General features: G+C 63.1%; 23 protein-coding genes and 3 tRNA genes. 17 read left to right on the top strand and 9 right to left on the bottom strand.

Annotation, left to right across the window (positions count from 1 at the left end; all coding sequences use genetic code 11):
* Positions 1–75 precede the first annotated feature (75 nt).
* Positions 76–1,260: a bifunctional 2-C-methyl-D-erythritol 4-phosphate cytidylyltransferase/2-C-methyl-D-erythritol 2,4-cyclodiphosphate synthase gene (locus BMX92_RS03125; RefSeq protein WP_093011712.1), complete on the top strand. Its 1,185-nt coding sequence runs from the start codon at positions 76–78 to the stop codon at positions 1,258–1,260.
* Positions 1,261–1,264: 4 nt separating this feature from the next.
* Positions 1,265–1,777: a CinA family protein gene (locus BMX92_RS03120; protein ID WP_093011709.1), complete on the top strand. Its 513-nt coding sequence runs from the start codon at positions 1,265–1,267 to the stop codon at positions 1,775–1,777.
* Here the strand turns inward: BMX92_RS03120 and BMX92_RS03115 are convergent.
* Both BMX92_RS03115 and lipA read right to left on the bottom strand, forming a co-directional pair.
* Positions 1,729–2,199: a type II toxin-antitoxin system RatA family toxin gene (locus tag BMX92_RS03115; RefSeq protein WP_093011705.1), complete on the bottom strand. Its 471-nt coding sequence runs from the start codon at positions 2,197–2,199 to the stop codon at positions 1,729–1,731. The genes BMX92_RS03120 and BMX92_RS03115 overlap by 49 nt on opposite strands.
* Before the next feature lie 7 nt (positions 2,200–2,206).
* Positions 2,207–3,205 carry a lipoyl synthase gene (gene lipA, locus BMX92_RS03110; RefSeq protein ID WP_177184918.1) on the bottom strand — a complete coding sequence of 333 codons (999 nt, stop codon included), beginning with the start codon at positions 3,203–3,205 and terminating at the stop codon, positions 2,207–2,209.
* Between the two features lie 8 nt (positions 3,206–3,213).
* On the opposite strand from lipA, the gene BMX92_RS03105 reads away from it, so the two are divergent.
* From BMX92_RS03105 to BMX92_RS03055, 11 genes are all read left to right on the top strand, one after another.
* Positions 3,214–3,852, top strand: a complete 639-nt coding sequence (locus BMX92_RS03105) for a carbonic anhydrase (protein WP_093011699.1) — start codon at positions 3,214–3,216, stop codon at positions 3,850–3,852.
* 16 nt (positions 3,853–3,868) lie between these two features.
* A complete protein-coding gene (locus tag BMX92_RS03100) occupies positions 3,869–4,672 on the top strand; it encodes an NYN domain-containing protein (protein WP_093011696.1) in 804 nt (267 codons plus the stop codon).
* A gap of 17 nt (positions 4,673–4,689) precedes the next feature.
* Positions 4,690–4,947, top strand: a complete 258-nt coding sequence (locus BMX92_RS03095) for an acylphosphatase (RefSeq protein ID WP_093012570.1) — start codon at positions 4,690–4,692, stop codon at positions 4,945–4,947.
* Positions 4,948–5,003: 56 nt separating this feature from the next.
* Positions 5,004–6,245 (top strand): hydrolase, encoded by a 1,242-nt coding sequence (locus BMX92_RS03090; RefSeq protein ID WP_093011693.1) that lies wholly within the window; start codon positions 5,004–5,006, stop codon positions 6,243–6,245.
* Positions 6,242–7,261 (top strand): arginine N-succinyltransferase, encoded by a 1,020-nt coding sequence (locus tag BMX92_RS03085; RefSeq protein WP_177184917.1) that lies wholly within the window; start codon positions 6,242–6,244, stop codon positions 7,259–7,261. The genes BMX92_RS03090 and BMX92_RS03085 overlap by 4 nt, the downstream gene beginning before the upstream one ends.
* Entirely contained in the window at positions 7,258–8,517 is a 1,260-nt protein-coding gene (locus tag BMX92_RS03080) for an N-succinylarginine dihydrolase (protein ID WP_093011690.1), read from the top strand. The genes BMX92_RS03085 and BMX92_RS03080 overlap by 4 nt, the downstream gene beginning before the upstream one ends.
* A gap of 28 nt (positions 8,518–8,545) precedes the next feature.
* Positions 8,546–8,761, top strand: coding sequence for a hypothetical protein (locus BMX92_RS03075; RefSeq protein WP_093012564.1), 216 nt, complete (start codon positions 8,546–8,548; stop codon positions 8,759–8,761).
* 155 nt (positions 8,762–8,916) lie between these two features.
* Positions 8,917–9,825: a PAS domain-containing protein gene (locus BMX92_RS03070; RefSeq protein WP_093011687.1), complete on the top strand. Its 909-nt coding sequence runs from the start codon at positions 8,917–8,919 to the stop codon at positions 9,823–9,825.
* A gap of 349 nt (positions 9,826–10,174) precedes the next feature.
* A complete protein-coding gene (locus BMX92_RS03065) occupies positions 10,175–10,621 on the top strand; it encodes a TadE/TadG family type IV pilus assembly protein (RefSeq protein WP_093011684.1) in 447 nt (148 codons plus the stop codon).
* A complete protein-coding gene (locus tag BMX92_RS03060) occupies positions 10,621–12,246 on the top strand; it encodes a pilus assembly protein TadG-related protein (protein WP_093011681.1) in 1,626 nt (541 codons plus the stop codon). The genes BMX92_RS03065 and BMX92_RS03060 overlap by 1 nt, the downstream gene beginning before the upstream one ends.
* A gap of 49 nt (positions 12,247–12,295) precedes the next feature.
* The gene (locus BMX92_RS03055; RefSeq protein WP_093011678.1) at positions 12,296–13,744 is read left to right on the top strand and encodes a cobyric acid synthase; all 1,449 of its coding nucleotides are present in this window, start codon (positions 12,296–12,298) and stop codon (positions 13,742–13,744) included.
* A 57-nt stretch (positions 13,745–13,801) separates the two neighbouring features.
* Here the strand turns inward: BMX92_RS03055 and BMX92_RS03050 are convergent.
* From BMX92_RS03050 to BMX92_RS03040, 3 genes are all read right to left on the bottom strand, one after another.
* Positions 13,802–13,878 (bottom strand) — tRNA-Arg (locus BMX92_RS03050).
* Between the two features lie 54 nt (positions 13,879–13,932).
* Positions 13,933–14,009 (bottom strand) — tRNA-Arg (locus tag BMX92_RS03045).
* 54 nt (positions 14,010–14,063) lie between these two features.
* Positions 14,064–14,140 (bottom strand) — tRNA-Arg (locus BMX92_RS03040).
* Positions 14,141–14,257: 117 nt separating this feature from the next.
* On the opposite strand from BMX92_RS03040, the gene BMX92_RS03035 reads away from it, so the two are divergent.
* Positions 14,258–14,749, top strand: a complete 492-nt coding sequence (locus BMX92_RS03035; RefSeq protein WP_093011675.1) for a hypothetical protein — start codon at positions 14,258–14,260, stop codon at positions 14,747–14,749.
* A 52-nt stretch (positions 14,750–14,801) separates the two neighbouring features.
* Here BMX92_RS03035 and ppdK read toward each other — a convergent pair whose 3' ends face one another.
* From ppdK to BMX92_RS03020, 3 genes are all read right to left on the bottom strand, one after another.
* A complete protein-coding gene (ppdK, locus tag BMX92_RS03030; RefSeq protein ID WP_093011672.1) occupies positions 14,802–17,501 on the bottom strand; it encodes a pyruvate, phosphate dikinase in 2,700 nt (899 codons plus the stop codon).
* Positions 17,502–17,641: 140 nt separating this feature from the next.
* The gene (gene glyS / locus BMX92_RS03025) at positions 17,642–19,921 is read right to left on the bottom strand and encodes a glycine--tRNA ligase subunit beta (RefSeq protein ID WP_093012559.1); all 2,280 of its coding nucleotides are present in this window, start codon (positions 19,919–19,921) and stop codon (positions 17,642–17,644) included.
* Positions 19,921–20,820, bottom strand: coding sequence for a glycine--tRNA ligase subunit alpha (locus tag BMX92_RS03020; protein ID WP_093011668.1), 900 nt, complete (start codon positions 20,818–20,820; stop codon positions 19,921–19,923). Before BMX92_RS03020 ends, glyS begins: the two co-directional genes overlap by 1 nt.
* Positions 20,821–20,959: 139 nt before the next feature.
* Between BMX92_RS03020 and BMX92_RS03015 the strand changes: the two genes are divergently transcribed.
* Together BMX92_RS03015 and BMX92_RS03010 are read left to right on the top strand one after the other, a co-directional pair.
* Positions 20,960–21,865, top strand: a complete 906-nt coding sequence (locus BMX92_RS03015) for a TraB/GumN family protein (protein ID WP_093012556.1) — start codon at positions 20,960–20,962, stop codon at positions 21,863–21,865.
* Between the two features lie 5 nt (positions 21,866–21,870).
* Entirely contained in the window at positions 21,871–22,752 is an 882-nt protein-coding gene (locus tag BMX92_RS03010) for a TraB/GumN family protein (RefSeq protein WP_093011665.1), read from the top strand.
* On the opposite strand, the gene BMX92_RS03005 is transcribed toward BMX92_RS03010, so the two are convergent.
* Positions 22,753–23,814, bottom strand: coding sequence for a hypothetical protein (locus tag BMX92_RS03005; RefSeq protein WP_093011662.1), 1,062 nt, complete (start codon positions 23,812–23,814; stop codon positions 22,753–22,755).
* Between the two features lie 122 nt (positions 23,815–23,936).
* On the opposite strand from BMX92_RS03005, the gene argJ reads away from it, so the two are divergent.
* Positions 23,937–25,160, top strand: a complete 1,224-nt coding sequence (gene argJ, locus BMX92_RS03000) for a bifunctional glutamate N-acetyltransferase/amino-acid acetyltransferase ArgJ (RefSeq protein ID WP_093012554.1) — start codon at positions 23,937–23,939, stop codon at positions 25,158–25,160.
* Positions 25,161–25,172 lie beyond the last annotated feature (12 nt).

Genomic DNA, 25,172 nt, shown 5'->3' with positions numbered 1-25,172 from the left:
AAAAAACAGGCAGCCCTTAGCGGAAAATGGGCGGAACGGCAAGCGAGGGGCTGGCGGTGCCCGACGCCCTCGTCTATGCGGCGGCGCATGACATCGGCAAAGCCTCGCATCGTCGCGCTGATCGTCGCCGCAGGCGAGGGTAGCCGGGCGGGCGGCGAGATCCCCAAACAATTTCGGATGATCGCGGGTAAGGCCGTGCTGGCCCATGCCTATGACGCTTTGACGGCCCATGGCGCGATCGACTCCATTCACATCGTTCTGGCCGACGGGCAGGACGCCGCTGCGCGCAACCTGCTGGGCGATCGGGCGGCTCACTTCGTGACCGGCGCGGACAGCCGGCGCGGTTCGGTGCGGGCCGGGCTGGAAGCGATCGCATCGGCCGGTAGCGCGGACTTAGTGCTGATCCACGACGCGGCGCGGCCCTTCCTGCCGGGGGCAGTGGTCGACCGGCTGCTGTCAGCGCTTGAAGGCGCTGAGGGCGCTATCCCCGCCCTGCCCGTCTCCGATACGCTGGTGCGGGGCGCGGCGGATGTGATGGGCGGTGGTGTGGACCGCGCCGACCTCTACCGGGTGCAGACGCCGCAGGTCTTCCGTTTCGACACGATCCTGGCGGCGCATCGCGGCTGGGACGAGTGCCTTGAAGCAACCGACGATGCGCAGATTTTGCGGGCCTGGGGCCATGACGTCATTTTGGTGCAAGGCGATGAAAGGCTTGAGAAATTGACCTATCCGCAGGATTTCGCCCGCGCCGAAATGCAGCATGCGACACCGCGATCGACGCGGGTTGGCATGGGTTATGACGTGCATCGCCTCGCGCCCAATGAAGAATTGTGGCTGGCGGGGATATTGGTGCCCCATGATCGCGGCCTCGCCGGGCATAGCGATGCCGATGTGGCGCTTCATGCGATTGTCGATGCCATGCTCGGCGCGCTGGCGGAGGGGGATATCGGCAGCCATTTCCCGCCGTCCGACGCGCAATGGCGCGGCGCATCGTCCGATCGCTTTCTGGCCTATGCGCGGGATCGGGTGGCGGCGCGGGGCGGCCGGATCGAGCATATCGACCTCACCATCATCTGCGAGGCGCCCAAGATCGGGCCGCATCGGGACGCCATGCGCGCGCGGATCGCCGAGATATTGGCGGTGCCGGTCGACCGGGTGAGCGTGAAGGCCACGACCACCGAACGGCTGGGCTTTGCCGGGCGGCGTGAAGGCATTGCCGCACAGGCGGTTGCCACCCTGTCGCTCCCCGCGCTATCCTGATCCGATGATCGACACTGTCCTTCCGACCGAACTGGTCGAACTCGCCGAAAAGGTCATCATCGCGAACCGCCGTGCCGGCCGCACGATATCGGTCGCGGAAAGTTGCACCGGGGGACTGGTGTCGGCGGCGCTTACCGAAATCGCCGGGTCATCCGACGTATTTGACGCCGGTTTTATCACCTATTCCAATGATATGAAGGCGGAACTTCTCAAGGTCTCGCATGATGTGCTGGATACGTTCGGCGCTGTCTCCATCGCCACCGCCTGGGCCATGGCGCAGGGCGCGCTCAAGAAAAGCCATTCCCATGTCGCGGTCGCCATCACCGGCATTGCCGGGCCGGGCGGCGGCAGCGAGCAGAAGCCGGTCGGCACCGTCGTCTTCGCCCGCGCCGAACGCGGCGCCAGCCCCGACAAGGTCGTGGCCGACATGCATCATTTCGAAAATAACGGCCGGGGCGGCGTGCGCCTTCAGGCGGCGCTGTGCGCGCTGGAACTGCTGCTGCCCGACGGGGCATAAAGCTGGGCGGCGCGGCTTTCGAACGCGCCGATCATCTTGCGCAACGCCTTGTCGAAAAACTGGCCGGCCAGCATTTCGAACAGCCGGTTCTTGAATTCGAATTCGACCTCGAAATCGACCAGCACCCCGCCCTGCCCGTCGTCGCGGAAACCCCATTCATTGTGGAGATGCTTCAGAGGGCCGTCGAGATAGTCCACACGAACGCGATCCGGCCGATGCTTGTGCACCCGCGACGTGAAACTCTCCGACACGCCCTTGAAGCCGACGATCATGTCGGCGACCATTTCCGTCTCGTCGTCGGACCTTACCCGGATCGCACTGACCCAGGGCAGAAATTCCGGATAGGCCGCGACGTTCGACACCAGATCGAACATCTGGGTAGGCGTGTAGGGCAGATGGCGCGTTTCGTTATGTCTGGGCATCGAGCGATCAGGCCTTCGCCGCCGCCTTGGCCAGCTTGGCTTCACGCGCGGCGCGCATTTCCGCGAAATCCTTCCCGGCATGATAGCTGGAACGGGTCAGCGGGCTGGACGCGACCTGCAGGAACCCCTTGGCCCGTGCGATGCCGGCATAGGCGTTGAAGGCGGCCGGGGTGACGAATTCCATCACCTTGGCATGCTTGGGCGTGGGCTGGAGATATTGGCCCATGGTCAGGAAGTCGATGTCGGCCGAGCGCATGTCGTCCATCACCTGATGTACTTCCAGACGCTCTTCGCCCAGACCCAGCATGATGCCCGACTTGGTGAAGATCGACGGATCGAGCTTCTTTACCGATTCGAGCAGGCGCAGCGACGCATAATAGCGCGCGCCGGGACGAATGGTGGGATAGAGGCGCGGGACCGTTTCGAGATTGTGATTATAGACGTCCGGCCGGGCAGCGACGATCATCTCGACCGCGCGCTCATGCTTGTTGCGGAAGTCGGGCGTCAGGATCTCGATGGTGGTCTTCGGCGTGGTGCGGCGCAGCGCCTCGATCACCTTGACGAATTGCGACGCGCCGCCATCGGGCAGGTCATCGCGGTCGACCGAGGTGATGACGATATGTTCCAGACCCATTTCGGCCGACGCATCGGCCAAATTCTGCGGTTCGTTGACGTCGACCTTGCGCGGCATGCCCGTCTTGACGTTGCAGAAGGCGCAGGCGCGGGTGCAGACATCGCCCAGGATCATGACCGTGGCGTGCTTCTTCGTCCAGCATTCGCCGATATTCGGACAGGCCGCTTCCTCACACACCGTGTTGAGGCCCTTGTCACGCATCAGCTTGCGCGTTTCATGATAAGCAGGGCTCGTCGGCGCCTTGACGCGAATCCAGTCGGGCTTGCGGGCGCGTTCGGGCTTTTCGGGCGCGGGGATCGGAGCGATATCGGTCATGCGCCCCAGATAGCGATGCGCGGCCACTCTTGCCAGCCCCCTATTTGTGCGGCACATCGCTGGCCATGACAGATTTTGCCGACATGCTTCAGGGCTATCGCCGTTTCCGCAACACAGGCTGGAGCGAGCAGCGCGAACGATGGGACGAACTGAACGAAGGCCAAAGCCCCGGCGTGATGGTGATCGCCTGCTCCGACAGTCGAGTCGATCCGGCGCAGATTTTCGATACCAGCCCCGGCGAGATTTTCGTGGTTCGCAATGTGGCGGCGCTGGTGCCCCCGTTCGAGACGACGCCCGGTCTGCACGGCGTGTCGGCAGCGCTGGAATTTGCGGTGCAGGTTTTGGGCGTTGGCGAGATCGTGGTGATGGGCCATGGAAAATGCGGCGGTTGCAAGGCGGCGCTGAGCCATGATCTGAAGGACGCGCCTCCGGGTGAAGGCGGGTTCGTGCATAATTGGATCAGCCTGCTGGACGGTGCCCGCGAAGTGGTGATCGATCGCCATGGTGATGATCGCAGCCGCGAGGTGGAACGGGCCATGGAGCAGGAAGGCGTGAAGGTCAGCCTGGCCAATCTGCGCAGCTTCCCCTGCGTACGTACCAAGGAGAAGGCCGGCACGCTCAAGCTGGTCGGCGCTTTCTTCGCGATTTCCGACGGGCAACTGCACCTTCTGGACGAAGAAACGGGCGTTTTTTCGCCCGCATAGAATAGGGAAATAGCCGATGGCGACACGACAGGAAGGCCGCGGCAATATCGCCCTGCTGATCGATGCGGACAATGCGTCGGCGGCGCATTTCGACTCGGTGATGACCGTGCTGGCGGAATTGGGAACGGTGAATATTCGCCGCGCCTATGGCAATTGGAGCAAGGCGACGCTCAAAACCTGGGCGGCGCTGTCCATTGCGCAGGCGATCGAACCACAGCAACAGTTCGACCTGACCAAGGGCAAGAACGCCACCGACATGAAGATGACGATCGACGCGATGGACCTGCTGGCCAGCGGGCGCGTCGACGGCTTCGGTCTGATGTCGAGCGACAGCGATTTTACACCGCTGGTGACGCGCCTGCGACAGGATGGCATTCCGGTCTATGGCTTTGGCCTTGCCAGCACGCCGGAAGGGTTCCGCCGCGCCTGTACGCGCTTCATCGACGTGGCCGCACTCAAGGCCGCCGAAGTGCCGGTGGTGAAGAAGCCGACCGCAAGCACGGCAAAGGCGAAGGCGCCAGCGGTCAAGGCGCCGACGGCCCCTGCCCCCGCCGCGCCGAGCCCAGCCGCCGTCACGCCGCAACGCAAGGCGGTCGATCCCGAAGTCGTGCGCCTGCTGATCGACGCCTATGATGAAGCGAAGCGCGACGAGCGTGGTTTTGTCGCTCTGGGTCCGGTGGGGCAGCGGGTGGGGAACCGTTCCAGCTTCGACGTGCGCAACTATGGGTTCAAGCGGCTGTCAGATCTGGTCGCCGCCATCCCCAATTTCATTACCGAAGTGCGCGAAGGCGGCCAGACCTGGATCAAGCGGATCAAGTGATCGTCGCCCGCCATCTGATGATCCATGGCCGGGTGCAGGGCGTCTGGTATCGCGGCTGGACGGTGGCGACGGCGCGCGAACTGGGGCTGGTCGGCTGGGTCCGCAATCGCATGGACGGCGGCGTCGAAGCGCTGGTGCAGGGCGACGCGGCCGCAATTGATCGCTTCATGATGCTGGCGCAGGACGGGCCGCCCGCCGCCAGGGTGGCGGGGATCGATGTGGAGAATGCACCAGTCGAGGATTTGCAGAGCTTTGAACAACGGGCGACAGCCTGACCAGGATTACACCGCAAGGGGTGGAGGCGCGGGCCGGGCTCTGATAGACCCTTGGGATGACTCTCTTGTCCCCCACCGAACGCAGGATATTGGAAAGCGCGGCCGCCGCGCCGATGCTGGATCAGGTGCAGGACTGGGCTGCGATCAACAGCGGATCGCGCAATCTGGATGGGCTGGCACGGATGGCCGATCGGCTGGCCGACGCCTTTTCCATCCTGCCCGGCACCCTGCGTCTGATCGATGCCGCGCCGGTCGACAGCGTGTTGCCCGACGGCCGTATCCAGCCGATCGCGCATGGCCGTCATCTGCATATTTCGGTGCGGCCCGATGCGCCGATCCGGCTGCTGCTGACGGGGCATATGGATACCGTCTTTCCGGCGGATCATCCCTTCCAGCAACAGACATGGCTGGAGCCGGGCGTACTGAACGGGCCGGGCGTTGCCGACATGAAGGGCGGAATCGCGGTCATGCTGGCAGCGCTGGAGGCGATCGAGGCATCGGGCGCGGCCACGCAGCTTGGTTATGATGTGGTGATCAACAGCGACGAGGAAGTCGGCAGCGCTTCTTCTGCGGCGCTGTTGCGGGAAGTAGCAGTCGGCAAGATCGCGGCCTTCACCTATGAACCTGCCTTACCGGACGGCACGCTAGCGGGAGCACGGGCCGGCAGCGGCAATTTTTCCATCACCGTCACCGGGCGCAGTGCCCATGCCGGTCGCAATCCTGATGAAGGGCGCAATGCGCTGCTCGCCGCCGCCGATCTGGCGTTGCGGCTGAAGGCGGGGAGCGGCGTCGGCTTTTCCTGCAATCCAGCGAAGATCGACGGTGGCGGGCCAAATAATGTGGTGCCGGATCACGCTGTGTTGCGCGTCAATTTTCGGCCCCGCACGCCGGAGGATGAAATCATCGCCCGCGCACTGATCGACGGGGAAATGGCGGACGTGGCCCGCAGTCATGACGTTAGCCTGCATCTCCATGGCGGTTTTGGTCGCCCGCCAAAGCCGATGGATACGAAGGCCGAACGGTTGTTCGGGCTGGTCCGGCAATGTGGCGCAGATCTGGGCCTGCCGATCGGTTGGCGGGACACGGGTGGCGTGTGCGACGGCAATAATATCGCGGCCTGCGGCGTGCCGGTGGTGGACACGATGGGCGTACGCGGCGGCAGCATCCATAGCGACGCCGAATTTCTGCTGGCCGACAGCCTGCCCGAACGGGCGCAATTGTCGGCGCTGGCGATCTGGCGGATCGCGCAGGGACAATTTCAACCAGAACAGAAACAGGTGGAAGGGAATATCGCTTGAGCTTCATCATGCGCATCGCGCGCGCGGACGATTTGCAGACGCTGTATGAAATGGCGAAGCTGACCGGAGGGGGCTTCACCAATTTGCCGCCCGACCGCACGGCGCTGGCGGCGAAGCTGGAACGGACCGAAAAGGCGCTGGCGCGGCAGGGCGACGGTATCGAAGACGAACTGATCGTCATGGTGCTGGAAAATGTCGAGACGGGGCAGGTCCGTGGAACGTGTCAGATATTCTCGACCGTGGGGCAAAGCTGGCCTTTCTATTCCTATCGTCTGGGTGTGCTGACCCAGCATAGCCGGGAACTGGGCCGCACCTTCCGCGCGCAGATGCTCTCGCTCACCACCGATCTGGAAGGATCGGCGGAGGTAGGCGGCCTGTTCCTGCATCCGCGCGAACGGGCCGAGGGGCTGGGCCTGTTGCTGGCCCGCAGCCGCTATCTCTATATCCGCGCCCATCGCAGCCGCTTTGGTGACAAGGTGCTGGCCGAACTGCGCGGCGTGATCGACGAAGCGGGCGGATCGCCCTTCTGGGATGGGCTTGCCGGACGGTTCTTCGGCATGAGTTTTCAGGAGGCGGACGAATTCAATGCGGTGAACGGCAACCAGTTCATCGCCGACCTGATGCCCAAGACGCCCATCTACACCGCGATGCTGACCGACAGCGCGCGCGCCGTCATCGGCCTGCCCCACCCCAATGGCCGGGCGGCAATGCGGATGCTGGAGACGGAGGGCTTCGACAATGCCGGTTATGTCGACATTTTCGACGGCGGGCCAACGATGGTGGGCCAGATCGACCAGTTGAAGACGATCGCGGCGGCGCGCGACGTCACCCTGTCTGCGACGCATGAGAAGGGCGGCGACCGGATGCTGATCGCGACCGGTAGGCTGGCCGACTATCGCTGCACCTGGGGTTTGGTGCAAGAAGCTGCGGACGGCGCGATTTCGCTCGACGCGGCGAGCGCGGCGCGGCTGAAGATCGAAATCGGGGACAGCTTCACCATGGCGGGACGGGCATGAGCGTCAGGGAAATCAATTTCGACGGAATCATCGGTCCCAGCCATAATTATGCGGGGCTGAGCCTGGGCAATCTCGCTTCGGCGCGGAACGCGGGGGCCTTGTCCTATCCGCGGGCTGCCGCATTGCAGGGGCTGGAGAAGATGCGGGGCAATGTCCGGATGGGGCTGACGCAGGGCATTTTTCTGCCGCAATGGCGGCCGGACGTCGCCTGGCTCGGCAAGTTGGGCACGGATGTCGGCAATGCGGAGCCGCATATCCGCGCGGCGGCCATGTCCGCCTCGTCCATGTGGGCGGCCAATGCAGCGACCGTATCGCCTGCCAGCGATACGGCGGACGGGCTCACCCATCTGACCGTCGCCAATCTCGTCACCATGCCACACCGCAGCCATGAATGGCCGCAGACGCTTGCGCAGTTGCGCATCGCCTTTTCCGACGAGAAGGCGTTCGCCGTGCATGATCCGATCCCCGCGCCCTTTGGCGATGAAGGCGCGGCCAATCATATGCGACTGACGCAGAGCCATGGCGAGGCTGGCGTGGAAATATTCGTCTACGGCCGGTCGGGCGGCGCCTTCCCGGCGCGCCAGCATGTCGAGGCGAGCAGGGCGATTGCGCGCATCCACGGCCTCGATCCGGCGCGCACCCTGTTTGTCGAGCAATCGGAAGAAGCGATCGCGGCCGGGGCTTTCCATAACGATGTTGTCGCGGTGGCGAACGAGCATGTGCTGTTCACCCATGAACTGGCCTTTGCGGACAAGGCGGCTTTCTATGCCGACTTGCGCGCCGCCCTGCCCTGCGTCGAGATTGTCGAGGTGCCGGCCAGTGCGGTCAGTCTGGCCGATGCGATAAAATCCTATCTGTTCAATGCGCAGTTGGTGACATTGCCGAATGGCGGCATGGCGCTGATCCTGCCGACCGAGGCGCGCGAGACGCCAGCCGTATGGAACTGGCTGGAGCAGATGATCGCGGGCAATGGGCCGATCCGGCAACTGGTGCCCGTCGATGTGCGCCAGTCCATGGCCAATGGCGGCGGTCCCGCCTGCCTGCGCCTGCGGGTCGTCGCCGACCCTCGTGACATCGACCCGCGTTTTCTGGTCGATGAGGCGCAACTGGATGCAATTGCACAAATTGTGTCCGATTACTGGCCGGAATCGATCGCTCCGGACGATCTTGGTGATACCAGACTGATTGCACGTATCGAGCAATCATGGTTAACTCTTGTTGACCATTTGCAGCTTTCGGGCGACCTGGTTCCCTGACGTCGGGGATGCGCCAAACGGAATGACCATGAACCGGATCAAAAGCCTCTTCATCATCAAGACCAAGTTCGAGGCTTTCATGGTCATTTACGCGCTTGCGCTCGGCGCGACCGAGCGCGGCGCGGTCTATATGCACCAATATCCCGGCATTGGCGGCCAGTTGCTGGCACTGGCCTGTTCAGGCGCCGTCTTCATGGCGGGCGGCAAGATTCTCGACGCGCTGGAATATCAGCGCGGATTTTAACTCTCTGCGTCGGAGTCATATGGCTCCGCAATGGATGAAACCAAATTCATTCCACATGCGCTCAACAGCGGAAGCTGTTGTCTGTCATATGATGGGTTGACAGCGAATCTCTTTAAGATGTTAATATAGATCGAGAAACGAGAAGAGGATTCCGCATGCCGAACTCTCGAGGAGGTCGAAGCGTAACCGCCGCCGAACTGGTGCGCAATTTCGCGCATTGGCGGGAGGTTGGGGCCAAGGAGCCCGTACTCGTTACCCATCATGGTCGCGAAACCCATATTTTGATGGGTATCGAGCCCTATAGCCGACTGACGGGGTCGAAGGGGGCAGCGGACCTTCCGGATCGCACACAGGAACTCGCAAACCATATTCATCAGGGACTTTTCCTGTGCCGGGGTGACCTCTGCCTCGATTTCGTCAACCCGGTCGCCCTGTCGATGACCAAGCGTTGGGATCGGCAACTGGAAGGCAAACCGCTGTTCGAGGCTCTGCCCGAATTTGCGGGCGCAGTAACGGAAGCGCATATCCGGCATACGCTCGCGTCGGGTGAAGCCAGCGCCGCCGACATCCCTTCTCCCTTCCGCAAGGATAGCTGGCTTCATTTCGAGACATTCCCCTTCGGTTCCGGGATCGCGATCCTGCTGCGCGATATTACAGACGACATGCAACATCACCGGCTCGCTGATATAAAATCAGCCATTCTCAAGGCAATGGGCCTGCATGATGGTATCAGTTATCTGCGTGTATCGATGCGGGGCTTCATCGAGGTCGTGGACGACAGCTTCTGCACCATGATGGGCCTGCCGTGCGAAAAACTGATCGGGGTGCCGCTGCACGACCTGATCGCCATGCCGGTGCGTCGGATACTGCGGGAGGATTTGGAGCAGGTGCTCAATGGGCAGGGCGATCGCCGAACAACCACCCAGTTCCTGAGCAATCGGGGCAATGTCGTCCCGGTCGATGTCAGTCTGGTAAGACTGCACGGCACATATGGTACGGAGGGCGCGGTCATGGTGATTGCGCCGGAAGGACGGGCTCTGTCTGCTATAGCCGCCCAGCATTAAGAGACCGTTTGAAAAATGCGCGAAAGAGCGCATTTTTGTAGCCGCACCGGCCCTCACCCCACCCGACCGCCCAACAGGGTACCATATGTGGGCGGTCGGGTGGGGGTGAGGGCCGGTGCGGATGCGCCAAAGGCGCATTCCCAAACAGGCTCTAAGACGGGTCATAATTAATACGGCTATTTACACATAAAATATGTAGTCTGATGACAAGGTGGGGCGTAGACTGACAGATTTGCACGCAATGACCCGCTTTATTTCCAGCGATTAGCGGCGATAACTACATATATTGCGCAGCGCCTTTTGGTAGGTTGAACACCCTTTGTTGGCCGGCGAGAAGTAATCTGGGGACATGGCAGATCATGTCCCTTTTCGCTTCAAGGCCCTTGGCCGCAGGCTTTCGCTATTGCGCGCGGATCGGCGTGGCAGTTCATTGATCGAGGCGGCCTTTGCCCTGCCGATCCTGATCACCATGCTTATGGGCATAATGGGTTTCGGCAGTTGGTTCATGACCGCGCACAGCCTGCAACAGGCGGCCAATGATGCTGCGCGCGCGTCCGTCGCTGGCTTGAGCACCACGGAACGTAGGTCGCTGGTGGACCAGAGCGTTACCGCCAGTCGCAGCGCTTTCCCCGTACCAGGAGCACAGTCGATCACCACGGCTACGACCGAAAGCGGCGGCTATTACACCGTGACGCTCAGCTATAATCTGTCGAACGCGCCGTTATTTTCCGCCATTCCGATCAAATTGCCAGGCGGCGTTTTGCAACGCAGTGCTGTCGTGCGGATCACCACATAATGAAATTCTTCCGACGCAATAAGCTGGCAACCGATCGGCGTGGCGGCGCGACTGTGCTTTTGGCCGGTTCGCTGTTCATGCTGGCGGGGGCCGCCACCGTGGCCGTCGATCTGGGATCGGTCTATCTGGCCCGCCGACAATTGCAGGGTATTGCGGACGCAGCCGCCCTTGCCGCAGCACAGGGCGGCCGATCCGCGGCTGAACAACTGGTTACGCAGAGCGGGGTCAATGGCGTTACGCTCTCGACGATGGAAAATGGAGCCTATACCGCAGATTCATCCGTTGCGGTAGCGGACCGTTTTCGCGTCGGCGATGCCAGCGGCGGCGCAACACGGGTGGTGGTGACCCGTCGCACCCCCCTCTTCTTCGGACGCTTACTGGTCGGGCGTGATGGCGTCGATCTGTCGGCACGCGCTGTTGCCGCGCGCAGCGATGCTGCCGCCTTTTCATTGGGTACCGGTCTTGCCTCGTTGAGCGGTGGTCTGCCCAATATGCTGCTGTCCAGTCTGGCAGGGACCGAACTCAATCTGTCTGTCATGGACTATAACGGGCTGATCAGTGCCAATATTGACCTGCTGCGCTTTGCCGATGCGCTGAAGGTGCGGACGGGACGCAATGATGATAGCTATGCCACGCTGTTCGACCGGCAAATCCCGATATCCGACCTGCTGGGGGCGATGGGAGACAGTATCGCTGGCAGTCAGGCGGCGACGACGCTGCTGACGCTGGCGAGCCGGATACCCGGTCGATCTGTGCGGTTGAGCGATATCGTCGACCTGGGCCCGGCACGCAATGCCACCAACGCTACGGGGCAGCCGAATATTCTGCTGGATGCGTTTTCGATGTTGCGCATGGTGCTGAGTCCTGTGTCGGGCACGTCGGTACCCATGGATTTGAAGGTCGCTATTCCGGGCCTGACCAGCACGCGCTTGATGATAGTGACCGGCGAGGGACAGACTCGGACACCGCTCGTCAGCATCACGTCCAAAAAGGATGTGGTGTTGCGAACAGCGCAGACGCGCATCTATCTGGAGAGCACCGTGGCGTCAGTCCTGGCAGGCATCGCGACCATCAGGATACCGCTCTATATCGAACTGGCGGCGGCCGAAGCGCGCCTGTCCGATATCCAGTGCGGCGACAATGGCGGCGTCACACTAGCCGTCACGCCGTCGGTCGGTACGGCGGCACTCGCTGATATCGATGTCAACGCGCTGACCAATTTCTCGACGCCTGCCAATCCTCGTTCTGCCCTGCTGGCGCAAACGCTGTTAGGTACGAAAGTCAGCGCTTATACCAATATATCGCTGGGCGGCACGCAGGCACAGAATGTCTTCTTCTCCCCCAGCGAGATCAACGCCCAGCAGGTCAAGACAGTTAGTACGCGCGACCTGACGCACGGGATTGCCGCCAGCCTGACCAATCAGACGCAAGTGCAGGTGTCGGTGTTGGGCATCACCATCAGCAATAGCCCGCTCAGTCCGCTGGTCGGCGCGGTGCTGGGCACGACCGCACCGCTGCTGGATGGCATATTGAACAGTGTTACCGCCACGCTGGGCGTGCGTATCGGCACGGCCGACGTCCGGGTGCATCAGCGGCGCTGCGGTATCGCCTCCGTCGTCGCCTGATCCCCCGCTTCCTCTTGCCTTGCGGCCCATGCCCCGTCAGGAGCGGGGCATGGGCGCTATCATGTTGCAGGGAACCGGATCGGACGTAGGCAAATCGGTGCTGGTCGCCGGGCTATGCCGGGCGCTGGTACGGCGGGGCTATCGGGTCCGGCCGTTCAAGCCGCAGAATATGTCGAACAACGCCGCCGTCACCAGCGATGGCGGCGAGATCGGCCGGGCGCAAGCGTTGCAGGCGATCGCCTGTGGCGTGGCCCCGCATACCGATATGAACCCCGTACTGCTGAAGCCCCAGGCCGATCGAACATCGCAACTGATCGTTCATGGCCAGGTGCGCGGTGCGCTGGGATCGGGCAATTTCCGCAGTGCGCGCGGGCAGTTGCTGGGCGCTGTGCTTGAAAGCTATGAACGGTTGCGCGCCGAGTGCGACATCGTCGTGGTGGAAGGTGCGGGGTCGCCTGCCGAGATCAATCTGCGCGCCGGGGACATCGCCAATATGGGCTTCGCTCGCGCGGCCAATGTGCCGGTGGTGCTGGTCGGTGACATCGACCGGGGCGGCGTGATCGCGGCGGTGGTAGGAACACGGGCGGTGATCGATCCCGAAGATGCCGCGATGATCCGGGGTTTCCTGATCAACAAGTTTCGCGGTGATCCGGCTCTGTTCGAGGATGGCTATCGACAGATTGAGGCGCTGTCGGGCTGGCGTGGATTTGGCGTGGTGCCGTGGCTGGATGCTGTCGCCCGCTTGCCGAGCGAGGATGCGGTCGTGCTGGAGCGGCGATCCTTCTCGGTCGAGGCGCCGCTGATCATCGCCTGTCCGGTGCTGCCGCGCATTTCCAATTTCGATGATCTCGATCCCCTGAAACTGGAGCCAGGGGTCGATCTGCGCATGATCGGGCCGGGACAGCCGATCCCGGCGGAGGCCGCGCTGGTGATCCTGCCCGGCTCCAAGGCGACGCTGGCCGATATGCGGGCGATGGTGGCACAGGGCTGGGACATCGACATCAAGGCGCATCATCGCCGTGGCGGCGCGGTGCTGGGCATTTGCGGTGGTTATCAGATGCTGGGGCGAATGATCGCCGATCCCGACGGGCAGGAAGGGCCAGCGGGCATGATCGACGGACTGGGCCTGCTGGAGGTCGATACGGTGCTGAGCGGCACCAAGACGCTGGAAGCCGTTCGGGGCCGCGCGCTGGAGGCGGATTTCGGCGGCTATGAAATGCATATGGGTCGAACGGCGGGGCCGGACTGCGCGCAACCTTTCGCCCTGCTGGATGGCCGCCCGGATGGGGCAATCAGTCGCGATGGGCGTGTGATGGGCAGTTATGTCCACGGACTGCTCGCCAGCACGCAATTGCGGGATGCCTTGTTGCGCCGGGTTGGCGGCGAATCGGCTGGGGCGGATTATGATCGCTCGGTCGAGGATGCGCTGGACGAGATTGCCGCGCTGCTCGAAAATCATGTCGATATCGACGCCATGGTGACGCTGGCGACCGGCTGACGGACAAAGAACAAAGGCCGCCGGAGCAGCCTCAACTTTTACCGCCTCTTGAGGAAATGGTGCACCCGGAGCGATTCGAACGCCCGACCCTCAGATTCGTAGTCTGATGCTCTATCCAGCTGAGCTACGGGTGCACATTTCTTGAAAGAACAAAGGCTTGAAGCCCCATTCTTCGACAATGTTCCCAATGGTGCACCCGGAGCGATTCGAACGCCCGACCCTCAGATTCGTAGTCTGATGCTCTATCCAGCTGAGCTACGGGTGCATATTCTCTGCAAGAACAAAGGCCTTAAGCCCTATCCTCCGAAAATGTTTCCAATGGTGCACCCGGAGCGATTCGAACGCCCGACCCTCAGATTCGTAGTCTGATGCTCTATCCAGCTGAGCTACGGGTGCGTGGAGACGCGCTGATAGAAGCGACCGGACGATTGGGCAAGCTCCTTTTTTGCACTTTTTTGGCAGGGCAACTTTTATTGCCCTCTCAACGTTCAGTCGGTCAGGAGGACGCGGAAAATGAGCTTCACCCTGAACCAACTTGCGCTGTTGCTGATCATGTTGGCAGTCGGCTGGCTGCTGGGCCTGATCATGAGCGGGCGCGGCAAATATCGGCGGCTATGGCGGGACGAGCAGATCGCCCATCATGCGGCCATCAAGGAGCGGGATGCGCGGGTAGAGGCGGCCAATGCGCGAATCGCCGAGTTGGAACGGCAATCGGGTCCGATCGGTCCGGGTACCGCTACCGCCGTTGGCGGCGCCGTACATGGTCGCGATGATCTGAGCCGAATCAATGGCATAAGCCAGACGCAGGAGGTTGCGCTGAATGAGGCAGGCTATCATCGCTATGGCCAGATCGCGGCGCTCAATGACGAGCAGGAAGCGACGCTGGAGGCGCGGTTGGGCCTGAAGCCCGGCACGATCACGCAGGAGGACTGGCGCGGTCAGGCGACCGAACTGGAACGCAGCCACAAGCCGGGCCTGTTCAGTCGGCTGACGGGATCGGCCTGAACGGATAATCCCTGAATGAAGAAGGGCGGGAGTTGCCTCCCGCCCTTTTCTGTTACTTCTTTGCCAGAGCAGCCTGTGCCGCCGCCAGACGCGCGATCGGCACGCGATAGGGCGAGGCCGAGACATAATCGAGGCCAGTCTGTTCGCAGAAGGCGATCGAGGCCGGATCGCCGCCATGTTCGCCGCAGATGCCCAGCTTGATGCCGGGGCGGGTCGCCCGGCCGCGTTCGGCGGCGAGCTGGATCAGTTCGCCAACGCCCTCCACATCGATGCTGACGAACGGATCGCGGGCGAAGATGCCCTTGTCGACATATTGGGTCAGGAATCGGCCGGCATCGTCGCGGCTGATGCCGATCGTGGTCTGCGTTAGGTCGTTGGTGCCGAAGGAGAAGAATTCACCGACTTCAGCGATCTCGCCAGCCTTGAGCGCCGCGCGGGGCAGTTCGATCATCGTGCCGACCAGATAGTCGACCGATGCGCCCTGCTCGGCGAACACATCCTTGGCGACCTGATCGACGATCGCCTTCATCAGTTCCAGTTCCTTGCGGGTCGCAACCAGCGGGATCATGACTTCGGGGATCGGGGCTTCGCCGCTGCGCTGCTTCACGATCAGCGCGGCTTCGAAGATGGCGCGAGCCTGCATCTCGTAGATTTCAGGATAGGTGACGCCAAGGCGGCACCCGCGATGGCCCAGCATCGGGTTGAATTCATGCAGTTCGGCGGCGCGACGCTTGAGGGTGTCGACGCTGACACCTGCGCCCTTGGCCACTTCCTCGAACTCCGCTTCGCCATGCGGCAGGAATTCGTGAAGCGGCGGATCGAGCAGACGGATGGTCACGGGCAGGCCGGCCATCACCATGAAGATCTGCGCGAAATCGTCCCGCTGTTCGGGTAGCAGCTTGTCGAGCGCAGCGCGCCGGCCCTTCTCGCTGTCGGCCAGGATCATCTCGCGGACCGCCGTGATGCGCGCCGCGTCGAAGAACATATGCTCGGTGCGGCACAGGCCCACGCCCTCGGCGCCGAATTCGCGTGCGACCTTGCAGTCCTGCGGCGTTTCGGCGTTGGCGCGGACCTTGAGGCGACGAACCTTGTCGGCCCATTCCATCAGGATGCCGAAGTCGCCGGCCAGTTCGGGCTGCACGGTCGGCACTTCACCCGCCATGACTTCGCCGGTGGCGCCGTCGATGGTCAGGATGTCGCCTTCCTTCAATTCCCGGTTGCCGATGCGCAGGATCTTGGCCTTGTTGTCGATCGACAGGCTGCCCGCGCCCGAGACGCAGGGACGGCCCATGCCGCGCGCCACCACGGCGGCGTGCGACGTCATGCCGCCACGCGCGGTCAGGATGCCCTTGGCCGCGTGCATGCCGTGAATGTCTTCCGGGCTAGTTTCGACGCGGACGAGGATGACCGAATCGCCCAGTTCGTTGCGACGCTCGGCAGTGTCGGCGTCGAACACGATCGCGCCGCTGGCCGCGCCCGGCGAGGCGGGCAGGCCCTTGGTCAGCACATCGCGCGGCGCCTTGGGATCGAGGGTCGGGTGCAGAAGCTGGTCGAGCGCGGCAGGATCGACGCGGGCGACGGCTTCTTCTTCGCCGATCAGGCCTTCATTCGCCATGTCGACCGCGATCTTGAGCGCGGCCTTGGCGGTGCGCTTGCCCGAGCGGGTCTGGAGCATCCAGAGCTTGCCCTGCTGCACCGTGAATTCGATGTCCTGCATGTCGCGATAATGGGTTTCGAGGATCTGGAACACCTTCGCCAGTTCGGCGTAGGTTTCGGGCATCGCCTCTTCCATCGACAGCGGCTTGGCCCCTGCCCGCTCGCGCGCCTGAAGGGTCAGATATTGCGGCGTGCGGATGCCCGCCACAACGTCTTCACCCTGGGCGTTGATCAGATATTCGCCATAATAGGCGTTCTCGCCGGTGGCGGGATCGCGGGTGAACGCCACGCCGGTTGCCGAGGTGTCGCCCATATTGCCGAACACCATCGCCTGCACATTGACGGCGGTGCCCCAGTCACCGGGGATCGAGTTCAGGCGGCGATAGACCTTCGCACGGTCGGCCTGCCACGAACCGAACACGGCCGAAATCGCGCCCCAGAGCTGATCATGCACGTCCTGCGGGAAAGGCTTGTCCCACAGCTTGGCGACCAGCGCCTTATATTCGGTGACCAGCGCCTTCCAGTCGTCGGCGGTCATTTCGGTGTCGAGCGTATAGCCCTGATCTTCCTTGGCGATTTCGAGGGCTTCCTCGAACGCGCCATGATCGAGTTCCAGAACGACGTCGCAATACATCTGGATGAAGCGGCGATAGCTGTCCCAGGCGAAACGCTCGTCACCCGACGCCGTGGCAAGGCCCAGCACGGTTTCATCGTTGAGGCCGAGGTTGAGGACAGTGTCCATCATGCCGGGCATGGAGATGCGCGCGCCCGAACGGACCGACACCAGCAGCGGATCGGCCGCGTCGCCGAACGTCTTGCCGGTGATGCCCTCGATATGGCCGATGCCGTTGGCGACTTCGGCCTTCAGGCTGTCGGGATAGACGCCGCCATCGGTATAATAGCGGGTGCACATTTCGGTGGTGATGGTGAAGCCCGGCGGAACCGGCAGGCCGATGGCGGCCATGCCGTCCAGGTTCGCGCCCTTGCCGCCCAGCAGGTTCTTGTCGCCCTTGCCCCCATCATTCACGCCGCCGCCGAAACGATAGACATAGCGTGTCGAAGTGGTGCTCATCTGGGCCTCATCCGTCATTACCATAGTAGCGGCTCTCCCTGCACTGATTGCCGTGTTTGTGCGTTGCAATAATAATGCCGCAATTAGCGGCGTAAAGCCTGTGACGATAGGATTTATCGTCCTTAGCTTCGCATATTTCCCGTAAATCTCAGAATATTCTTACCTCATCCGGTAATTTTCGAAAAGTCGGCGACATTGTGCACTGCATCACGAACCCGCGCCAGCAATGCGAGGCGAGTCGTGCGCTTCGCCGGATCGGCGTCATTGACCATGACGGTATCGAAGAAGGCGTCGATCGGCGCCCGCAATGTCGCCAGTGCGGCCATGGCCCCTTCGAAGGTTTCGTCCGCCACCGCCTGCGCCGCGCGCGGTTCCGCGGCGTCCAGCGCCGCGATCAGGTCAGCTTCTGCCTTTTCGGGGGTGTAGGACAGCGAAAGGGCCCCGGCGCTCTCCACGCCTTCCTTCTTCAGGATGTTCGCGGCGCGCTTATAGCCGGCGAGCAGATTGGCGCCATCGTCGGTCGCGACGAAGGACTGAAGCGCCTTCACGCGAGCGAGGAGGCGAACAAGATCGTCCTCCCCGCCGAGCGCGAACACCGCGTCGATCAGGTCGTGACGAACGCCGGCTTCCTTCTGCTGAACCTTGAGGCGGTCAGCGAAGAAGTCGAGGAATTGGACTTCAAATCCAGAGAATCGGCTCTTGAGGGAAGCCGATCCAGTAGGAAATTCTAACTCGATGTATTCATCAACAGCAGGCTGGCTACTACCAAATGCAGCCATAACATCCCCATCTTCATGGATGTGTTTGGGAATATGGCTTCCTTTTAAGATCACTTCATCACGTGCAGCTCGATCAATCGATCGCTGGTTATTTTCAATCACACCCACTGCGGCAATGATTCTAGTTGTCAGCATCCGCAACTTGAGGCGCAGGTTGTTCTTGGTAAGTAGGGCTATCACGGCGAGTGCCGCTCGGCGCAACGCAAAGGGATCGCGAGAGCCGGAAGGCTGCATTTCTCGCATGAAGAACCACAGCAACGTATCCAGCTTATCCGCCAGCGAAACCGCTACCGTCACCGGCGCAGTCGGCACATCATCCCCCTGCCCGACCGGCTTATAATGATCGCGGATCGCGTCGGCCACGGCATCGGGCAGGCCTTCGGCGCGGGCATAATAGCCGCCCATCACGCCTTGCAATTCGGGGAATTCGCCGACCATTTCGGTGACGAGGTCAGCCTTGCACAGTTCCGCCGCCTGACGCGCGAGCGCCGGATCGCAATTGGGGACGATGCCTTCGCTCGCCAGCCATTCGGCCAGCTTCGACACCCGCTCTACCTTGTCCGCGACGGTGCCGAGCTTTTCGTGGAAGGTGATGCGTTCCAGTTTCTGCGCATGTTCGGCCAGCGTCTTGCGGGTCGAGCGGTGGCGCGCGGCCCCCGTGCCCTCATGATGCCACTGATCCTCTTCCCAGAAATGGCGCGCGTCGCTGAGGCGGGCGGCCAGCACCTTGCGGTTGCCCTCCACGATCGCCGCGCCGCCATCGATCGCCTCGATATTGGCGGTGCAGATGAAGGCGGGCGCCAGTTTTCCCGCTGCATCGCGCAGCACGAAATATTTCTGGTTGATCCGCAGGGTTAGCTGGATGACTTCAGGCGGCACCTCAAGGAAGGCCGGGTCGAAATCGCCCAGCAGCGGCACCGGCCATTCGGTCAGGCCCGCATTTTCCGCGACCAGCCCCTTGTCCTCGATCACGCTATAGCCCTGCGCGGCGGCGGCTTCGTTCGCTTTCGCTTCGATGATCGCCTGCCGCTCCTGATGGCTGGCGATGACATAAGCGGCGCGCAGCTTTGCGGCATAATCGTCGGCGCCGTCGATGGTGACGGGGCCAGTCGAATGGAAGCGGTGGCCCACGGTTTCGCGACCGGCGACGATGCCGTCAAGCTCGATCGCGATCACCTCGCCACCCAGCAGCGCGACGATGCCCTGCAAGGGCCGGACCCAGCGCAGGCTTTCGGTGGTCTGGCTGGCGGTGCCCCAGCGCATCGATTTGGGCCAGGGGAAGGCGCGCACGACGGCGGGCACGGCCTGCGCCAGCACATCGGCAGTGGCGCGGCCGGGCTTGTTCACCACGGCGAACCAGACGCCGTCGCGATCCTGCAACTGATCCTGGGTCAGGCCGGTCTTGCGCAAGAAGCCGTCCAGCGCCTGCGCGGGGGCGCTGGTGCGGGGGCCTTTGAACTCCTCACTGACCGCCGCGGTTTCCAGCGGCAGGCCGCGCGCGATCAGCGCGAGGCGGCGGGGCGTGACGAAGCTGTCGATCGCGGCAGGCTTCAGCCCCGCCTTCGCCAGCTCTTCGGCAAAGAGGCGGGCGAGATCGTCCGACGCCTTCAATTGCATGCGCGCGGGAATTTCTTCGCAGCGCAGTTCGAGGAGGAAATCGGTCATCATGCGGTCCACCCCGGGAATTTCGCGGCCCATTCGTCGGCGTTGGTGGCGATCCATGCTTCGCAGCTGCCCTTAGCCATATCACGCACCTGGCCCATATAGCTGGCGCGTTCCTGCACGGAGATGACGCCGCGCGCCTGGAGCAGGTTGAACACATGGCTGGCCTTGATCGCCTGATCATAGGCGGCGAGCGGGACGCCATTGTCGATGCACTGGCGCCATTCGGACTGGCAATCCTTGAACCAGCGGAACAGTTTTTCGGTGTCGGCGACCTCGAAATTCCATTTCGACATCTGCTGTTCATTGGCCAGGAACACGTCGCCATAGGTGACGCCGGCATCGTTGAACTTCAGGTCATAGACGCTGTCGACGCCCTGAATATACATGGCGAGCCGTTCGAGGCCATAGGTCAGCTCGCCCGCGACAGGCTTGCAGTCATAGCCGCCCATCTGCTGGAAATAGGTGAACTGGGTGACTTCCATGCCATCGCACCAGACTTCCCAGCCAAGGCCCCAAGCGCCCAGCGTCGGGCTTTCCCAGTCATCCTCGACGAAGCGGATGTCATGGACCAGCGGATCGATGCCGATTTCCCTGAGCGATCCCAGATAGAGATCCTGAAGGTTCGCTGGCGACGGCTTCATGATCACCTGATATTGGTAATAATGCTGGAGCCGGTTGGGGTTTTCGCCATAGCGGCCGTCGGTAGGTCGGCGGCTGGGCTGCACATAGGCGGCGTTCCAGGGCTGAGGCCCCAGCGCGCGCAGCGTGGTCGCCGGGTGGAAGGTGCCTGCGCCGACTTCCATGTCATAAGGTTGCAGGATGACGCAGCCCTGCTTCCCCCAATAGGCATGGAGGGTCAGGATCAGGTCCTGGAAGGAAAGCACTTTGCCTTCGGCCACGGATAGTCCTTTTATACGCTATATGCTGATTTTCGTGGCTCGCGCCTTGGCCCATGCCATTGTTACGGTCAAGGGAAAGCGGCGGCAAACAGGGTTAAGCCGCTTGCCGGAACGCGGCCTGCACCCCATTGAAGGGGATATGAAGATATTCCCCACCCTGCTGCGCCTGATCGGCCCGGCATTGCTGCTGGTCGGCGGCGCGGCGCAGGCCCGCGCGCCGATATCCAAGAGCGTCGTCGCCACCCCCGCCCTGTGGCAGGTGAAGGATGCCGATACGACCATCTGGCTGTTCGGCACCGTCCATGTGATGAAGCCGGATGTCGACTGGTTCGGCGGTACGGTGAAGAAGGCTTTCGACGGGTCGGACCAGCTGGTGCTGGAGATTATCGAGCCGGACGATCCGCAGGCGCTGAGCGCGACCATGGCGCAGATGGCGATCGCGAAGGACGGGGTAAAGCTGTCCGACCGGCTGACGCCGGAAGCGCGGACGGCATATCAGGCGGCGATGGAGGCCAATGGCCTGCCCTGGCAGACGTTCGACATGTTCAACCCGTGGATGAGCGGCATGGCGCTGTCCGTCGCGCCGCTGGAGAAGCTCGGCTACAAGAGCGATATCGGCGCGGAGAAGATATTGCGCGCTGCTGCGCAGGGCGCGGGCAAGAAGGTCGACGCGCTGGAGACGGTGGAGCAGCAGGTCGGCTTCTTCGCGGGCCTGCCGATGGAACAGCAGGTGCAGTTCCTGAACGCCACGGTCGACGGCCTGCCGGAGATGGAGACGGAATTCGCCAGCCTGCTGCGCTACTGGCAAGCGGGGCAGCCGGACAAGCTGGCAAAGTCCATGAACGAGTCGCTGGAGGCGACGCCGGAACTGGCGCAGGTGCTGCTGTCCGGGCGCAACGCCAATTGGGCCAAGTGGATCAAGGCCCGGCTGGACCAGCCGGGCACTGTGTTCGTCGCGGTGGGCGCGGGTCATCTGGCCGGCAAGGGCAGCGTGCAGGATCAGTTGAAGGCGCTGGGCATCGCCACGCGCCGCGTCAAGGAGTGACATAGATGCGCAGGATGAGCCGCCTTCTCGCCCTCTTCGCCCTGACGCTGGCAGCCGCATGCAGCAAGGCGCCGGAGGCGCCGCCGGCGCAGGGTGGCCCGGCGCTGTGGCAGGTGCAGCGCGGCGCCTTCAAGGGCTGGCTGTTCGGGACCATTCATGTGCTGCCGAAAGGCGTCGCCTGGGATACGCCGACGATCAAGGAGGCGATGACCGGCGCGGATCGGCTGATCCTGGAGGCGGCGGATCTTCAGGATGAGCAGAAGACGCTGGGCCTGTTCGAGAAAATGGGCCGCAGCCCCGGCCTTCCGCCGCTGGAGCAGCGTGTTCCGGTGGAGGAAAAGGCAGCGCTGGACAAGGCGATGCGGGATGGCGGCACCAATACGCAATTGCTGTCCGGCTATGAAAGCTGGGCGGCGGCGATGCTGTTGTCGGCCGCCAGCCAACAGGATCTGGGCGTCAGTCAGAGCGACGGCGTGGAGCCGGTGCTGATCGACACCTTCAAGAAGGCGAAGAAGCCGATCGGCGGGCTGGAGACGGTGGAGCGGCAGTTCGGCGCCTTCGACACGCTGCCCGAAGCGGCACAATCCCGATTGCTGGTGCAGACCGTGCATGAGGCCAAGGGGATGAAGGCGCTATATGACCGCATCCTCAAGGCCTGGCTGAAGGGCGATATGGAGGCGATCGCCAAGGAGGATGAGGTTGGCGAGCAGCCTGATCCGATGGTCGAGGAAGCGATATTGGTGCAGCGCAACCGGGACTGGGTGAAGGCGATCGAGCCGATGACGGGCAAGCCCTTCATCGCGGTCGGCGCGGGACATCTGACGGGGCGGGAAAATCTGATCGACCTGCTGGAGGCGCGGGGCTTTACCGTCACCCGCATCCAGTGATCAGGGCGCTGGCCGGCGGGCGGAGACTTCATCCAGCACCGCCGTCCAGCGCTCTGCTACATGCCGACGCCCATAATGGCGGTCGAGATGATCGCGCGCCTGCGCCAGCAAGGACTGTTCCCCCTCCCAGCCATGGGCATAGCGGGCAAGCCCCGCCTGCCAGTCGTCCAGCGCGATGAAGGGCCGCAATTCCTCATAGGATTCGATCGAATCCGCGATCACGCCCAGCCCGGCCATGATCGCCGTCGCCGGGCGGTTGATCGACTTGCCCAGCGTATAATCGTTGCGCGCCACGGGGATGATCGCGACCCGGTGCCGCCGCAGCGCCAGCGGGAAACTGGCGAGCGACCAGGGCATGAAGAAGCTGGGGATGCCCCAGCCGGGCGCGGCGGCGCGATAGCTTTTGGGCTGATTGTTGATGATGGTCAGCGTGACCGGATGGCCCGCCGCGAAGGCGCGCAACTGCGCCATGGCGTCGTCCAGCAGGCCGACGCCGGACACGCCCGCCATATTATTGCCGAACCAGACGCAGTGCAGCGCGCCGGGATGCGCCGCCAGAAAGGCGCGCAACCGCGACAGGCGGAAGCGCTCGATCAGCGACAGGCGCAGCGTGCCGAGGCTCGACAGATCCTCCAGCATATCGGGCACCACCCGCACCCGCCCTGCGATTTGCGGGGTGGAGGCCAGCAGCAATTGCCCCATCCGTTCGGTCGGCACCGTCACCAGATCCGCCTGCGACAACAGGTTGCTGGTGCGCTGACCGTGATGCGGGGCGTTCTTCACCCGGTTATTGGCGAAGCGATTGTCGCATATGTCGAAGATCAGCCCGCATCCGGCGGCGCGCGCGGCCTTGATCGCCTTGCGCGCGCCGCGACCGAACGCCTTGGAAATGATCACCGCCTCATAGCCCGCCGGCCCCTTGAGCCGGGGATAACGGCCGACATCCACCCCGGCTTCGCGCAGCGCCAGGATCGGCTCCAGCACGCGCAGGCGGATGCTGGCCTTCTTCTTCGAATAGCGCTTGGCGTAGAAGGCGAAACGGCGACCGTCAGTGGCTGTCATGAAATGCGGTACTCGGTGGCGGTGGGATCTCATGCGCAGACGCTATGGGCATTGCAAGTCCGTTCCCGATTTGAGCATTATGGAGACTGGCATTTGGCATGACCTGCCCTTATGGCGGCGGCATGGAAAAATCCCCCCTCGCCCCCGCCGCCTTCCCGTCCCTTCCCGCTATCGCCGGCGTGACGCTGCGAACGGCGCGTGCGGGCTATAAGGCGTGGGAGCGGTGCGACCTGACCTATGTCGAACTGGATGCGGGGACGGCCGTCGCGGGCGTTACCACCCAGAGCAAATGCCCTTCCCCCGAAGTCGAATGGTGCCGGGACGCCATTCCGCTGGGGTCGGCGCGCGCGCTAGTGGTCAATGCGGGCAATGCCAATGCCTTTACCGGCCATCGTGGTCGTGCGGCGGTGGAAGCGATCGCCGCCAAGGTGGCCAATCACCTGTCCTGCTTGCCGTCCGACATATTCGTCTCCTCGACCGGGGTGATCGGCGTGCCGTTGCCGGTGGACAAGGCCGAAGCGGGGCTGGAAGCCGCGTTTACCGCTACGCCCTGCGGCTGGGAAGATGCCGCCGTTACGATCGGCACCACCGACACTTATCCCAAGGGCGCTTCGGCTTCCGCGATGATCGGTGGCGTGCGGGTCGAACTGGTCGGCATCATCAAGGGATCGGGCATGATCGCGCCGGATATGGCGACGATGCTCGGCTATATCTTCACCGATGCGGCGATCGATCCGGCGCTGCTGCAACAGATGCTGTCGGCCGCGAACAAGCGGACCTTCTCCTGCATTACGGTGGATAGCGACACGTCCACCAGCGACACGGTGCTGGCCTTCGCCACCGGCAAGGCGGGCAATGCGCCGCTGACATCGATGGACGATGCCGGGGCCGATGCCTTCCATGCGGCGCTGAGCGATCTGTGCCGCCAGCTTGCCCATCTGGTGGTGCGCGACGGCGAAGGCGCGACCAAGTTCGTCGAGATTACCGTCGAGGGCGCGGAAAGCGACGAGAGCGCCCATCGCATCGGCCTGTCGATTGCCAATTCGCCGCTGGTGAAGACCGCGATTGCTGGCGAAGACGCCAATTGGGGACGTGTCGTCATGGCAATCGGCAAGGCGGGCGAGCCGGCCGATCGTGACAAGTTGTCCATCCGTTTCGGCGCCACGCAGGTTGCGACCGGTGGCCTTGCGGTCGAGGGTTATGACGAGGCGCCGGTGGCCGCGCATCTGAAAGGGCAGGATATCGTCATCGGTGTCGATCTGGGGCTGGGCAATGGCCGGGCTACGATCTGGACCTGCGATCTGACCCATGGCTATATCTCGATCAACGCGGATTATCGCAGTTAAGGGACGGGGCGG

Source organism: Sphingobium sp. YR768, from assembly GCF_900111125.1.
Classification (GTDB): Bacteria; Pseudomonadota; Alphaproteobacteria; order Sphingomonadales; family Sphingomonadaceae; genus Sphingobium.
The sequence above is the reverse complement of the archived record's forward strand: the minus strand, read 5'-3'. Positions and strand labels throughout refer to the sequence as shown.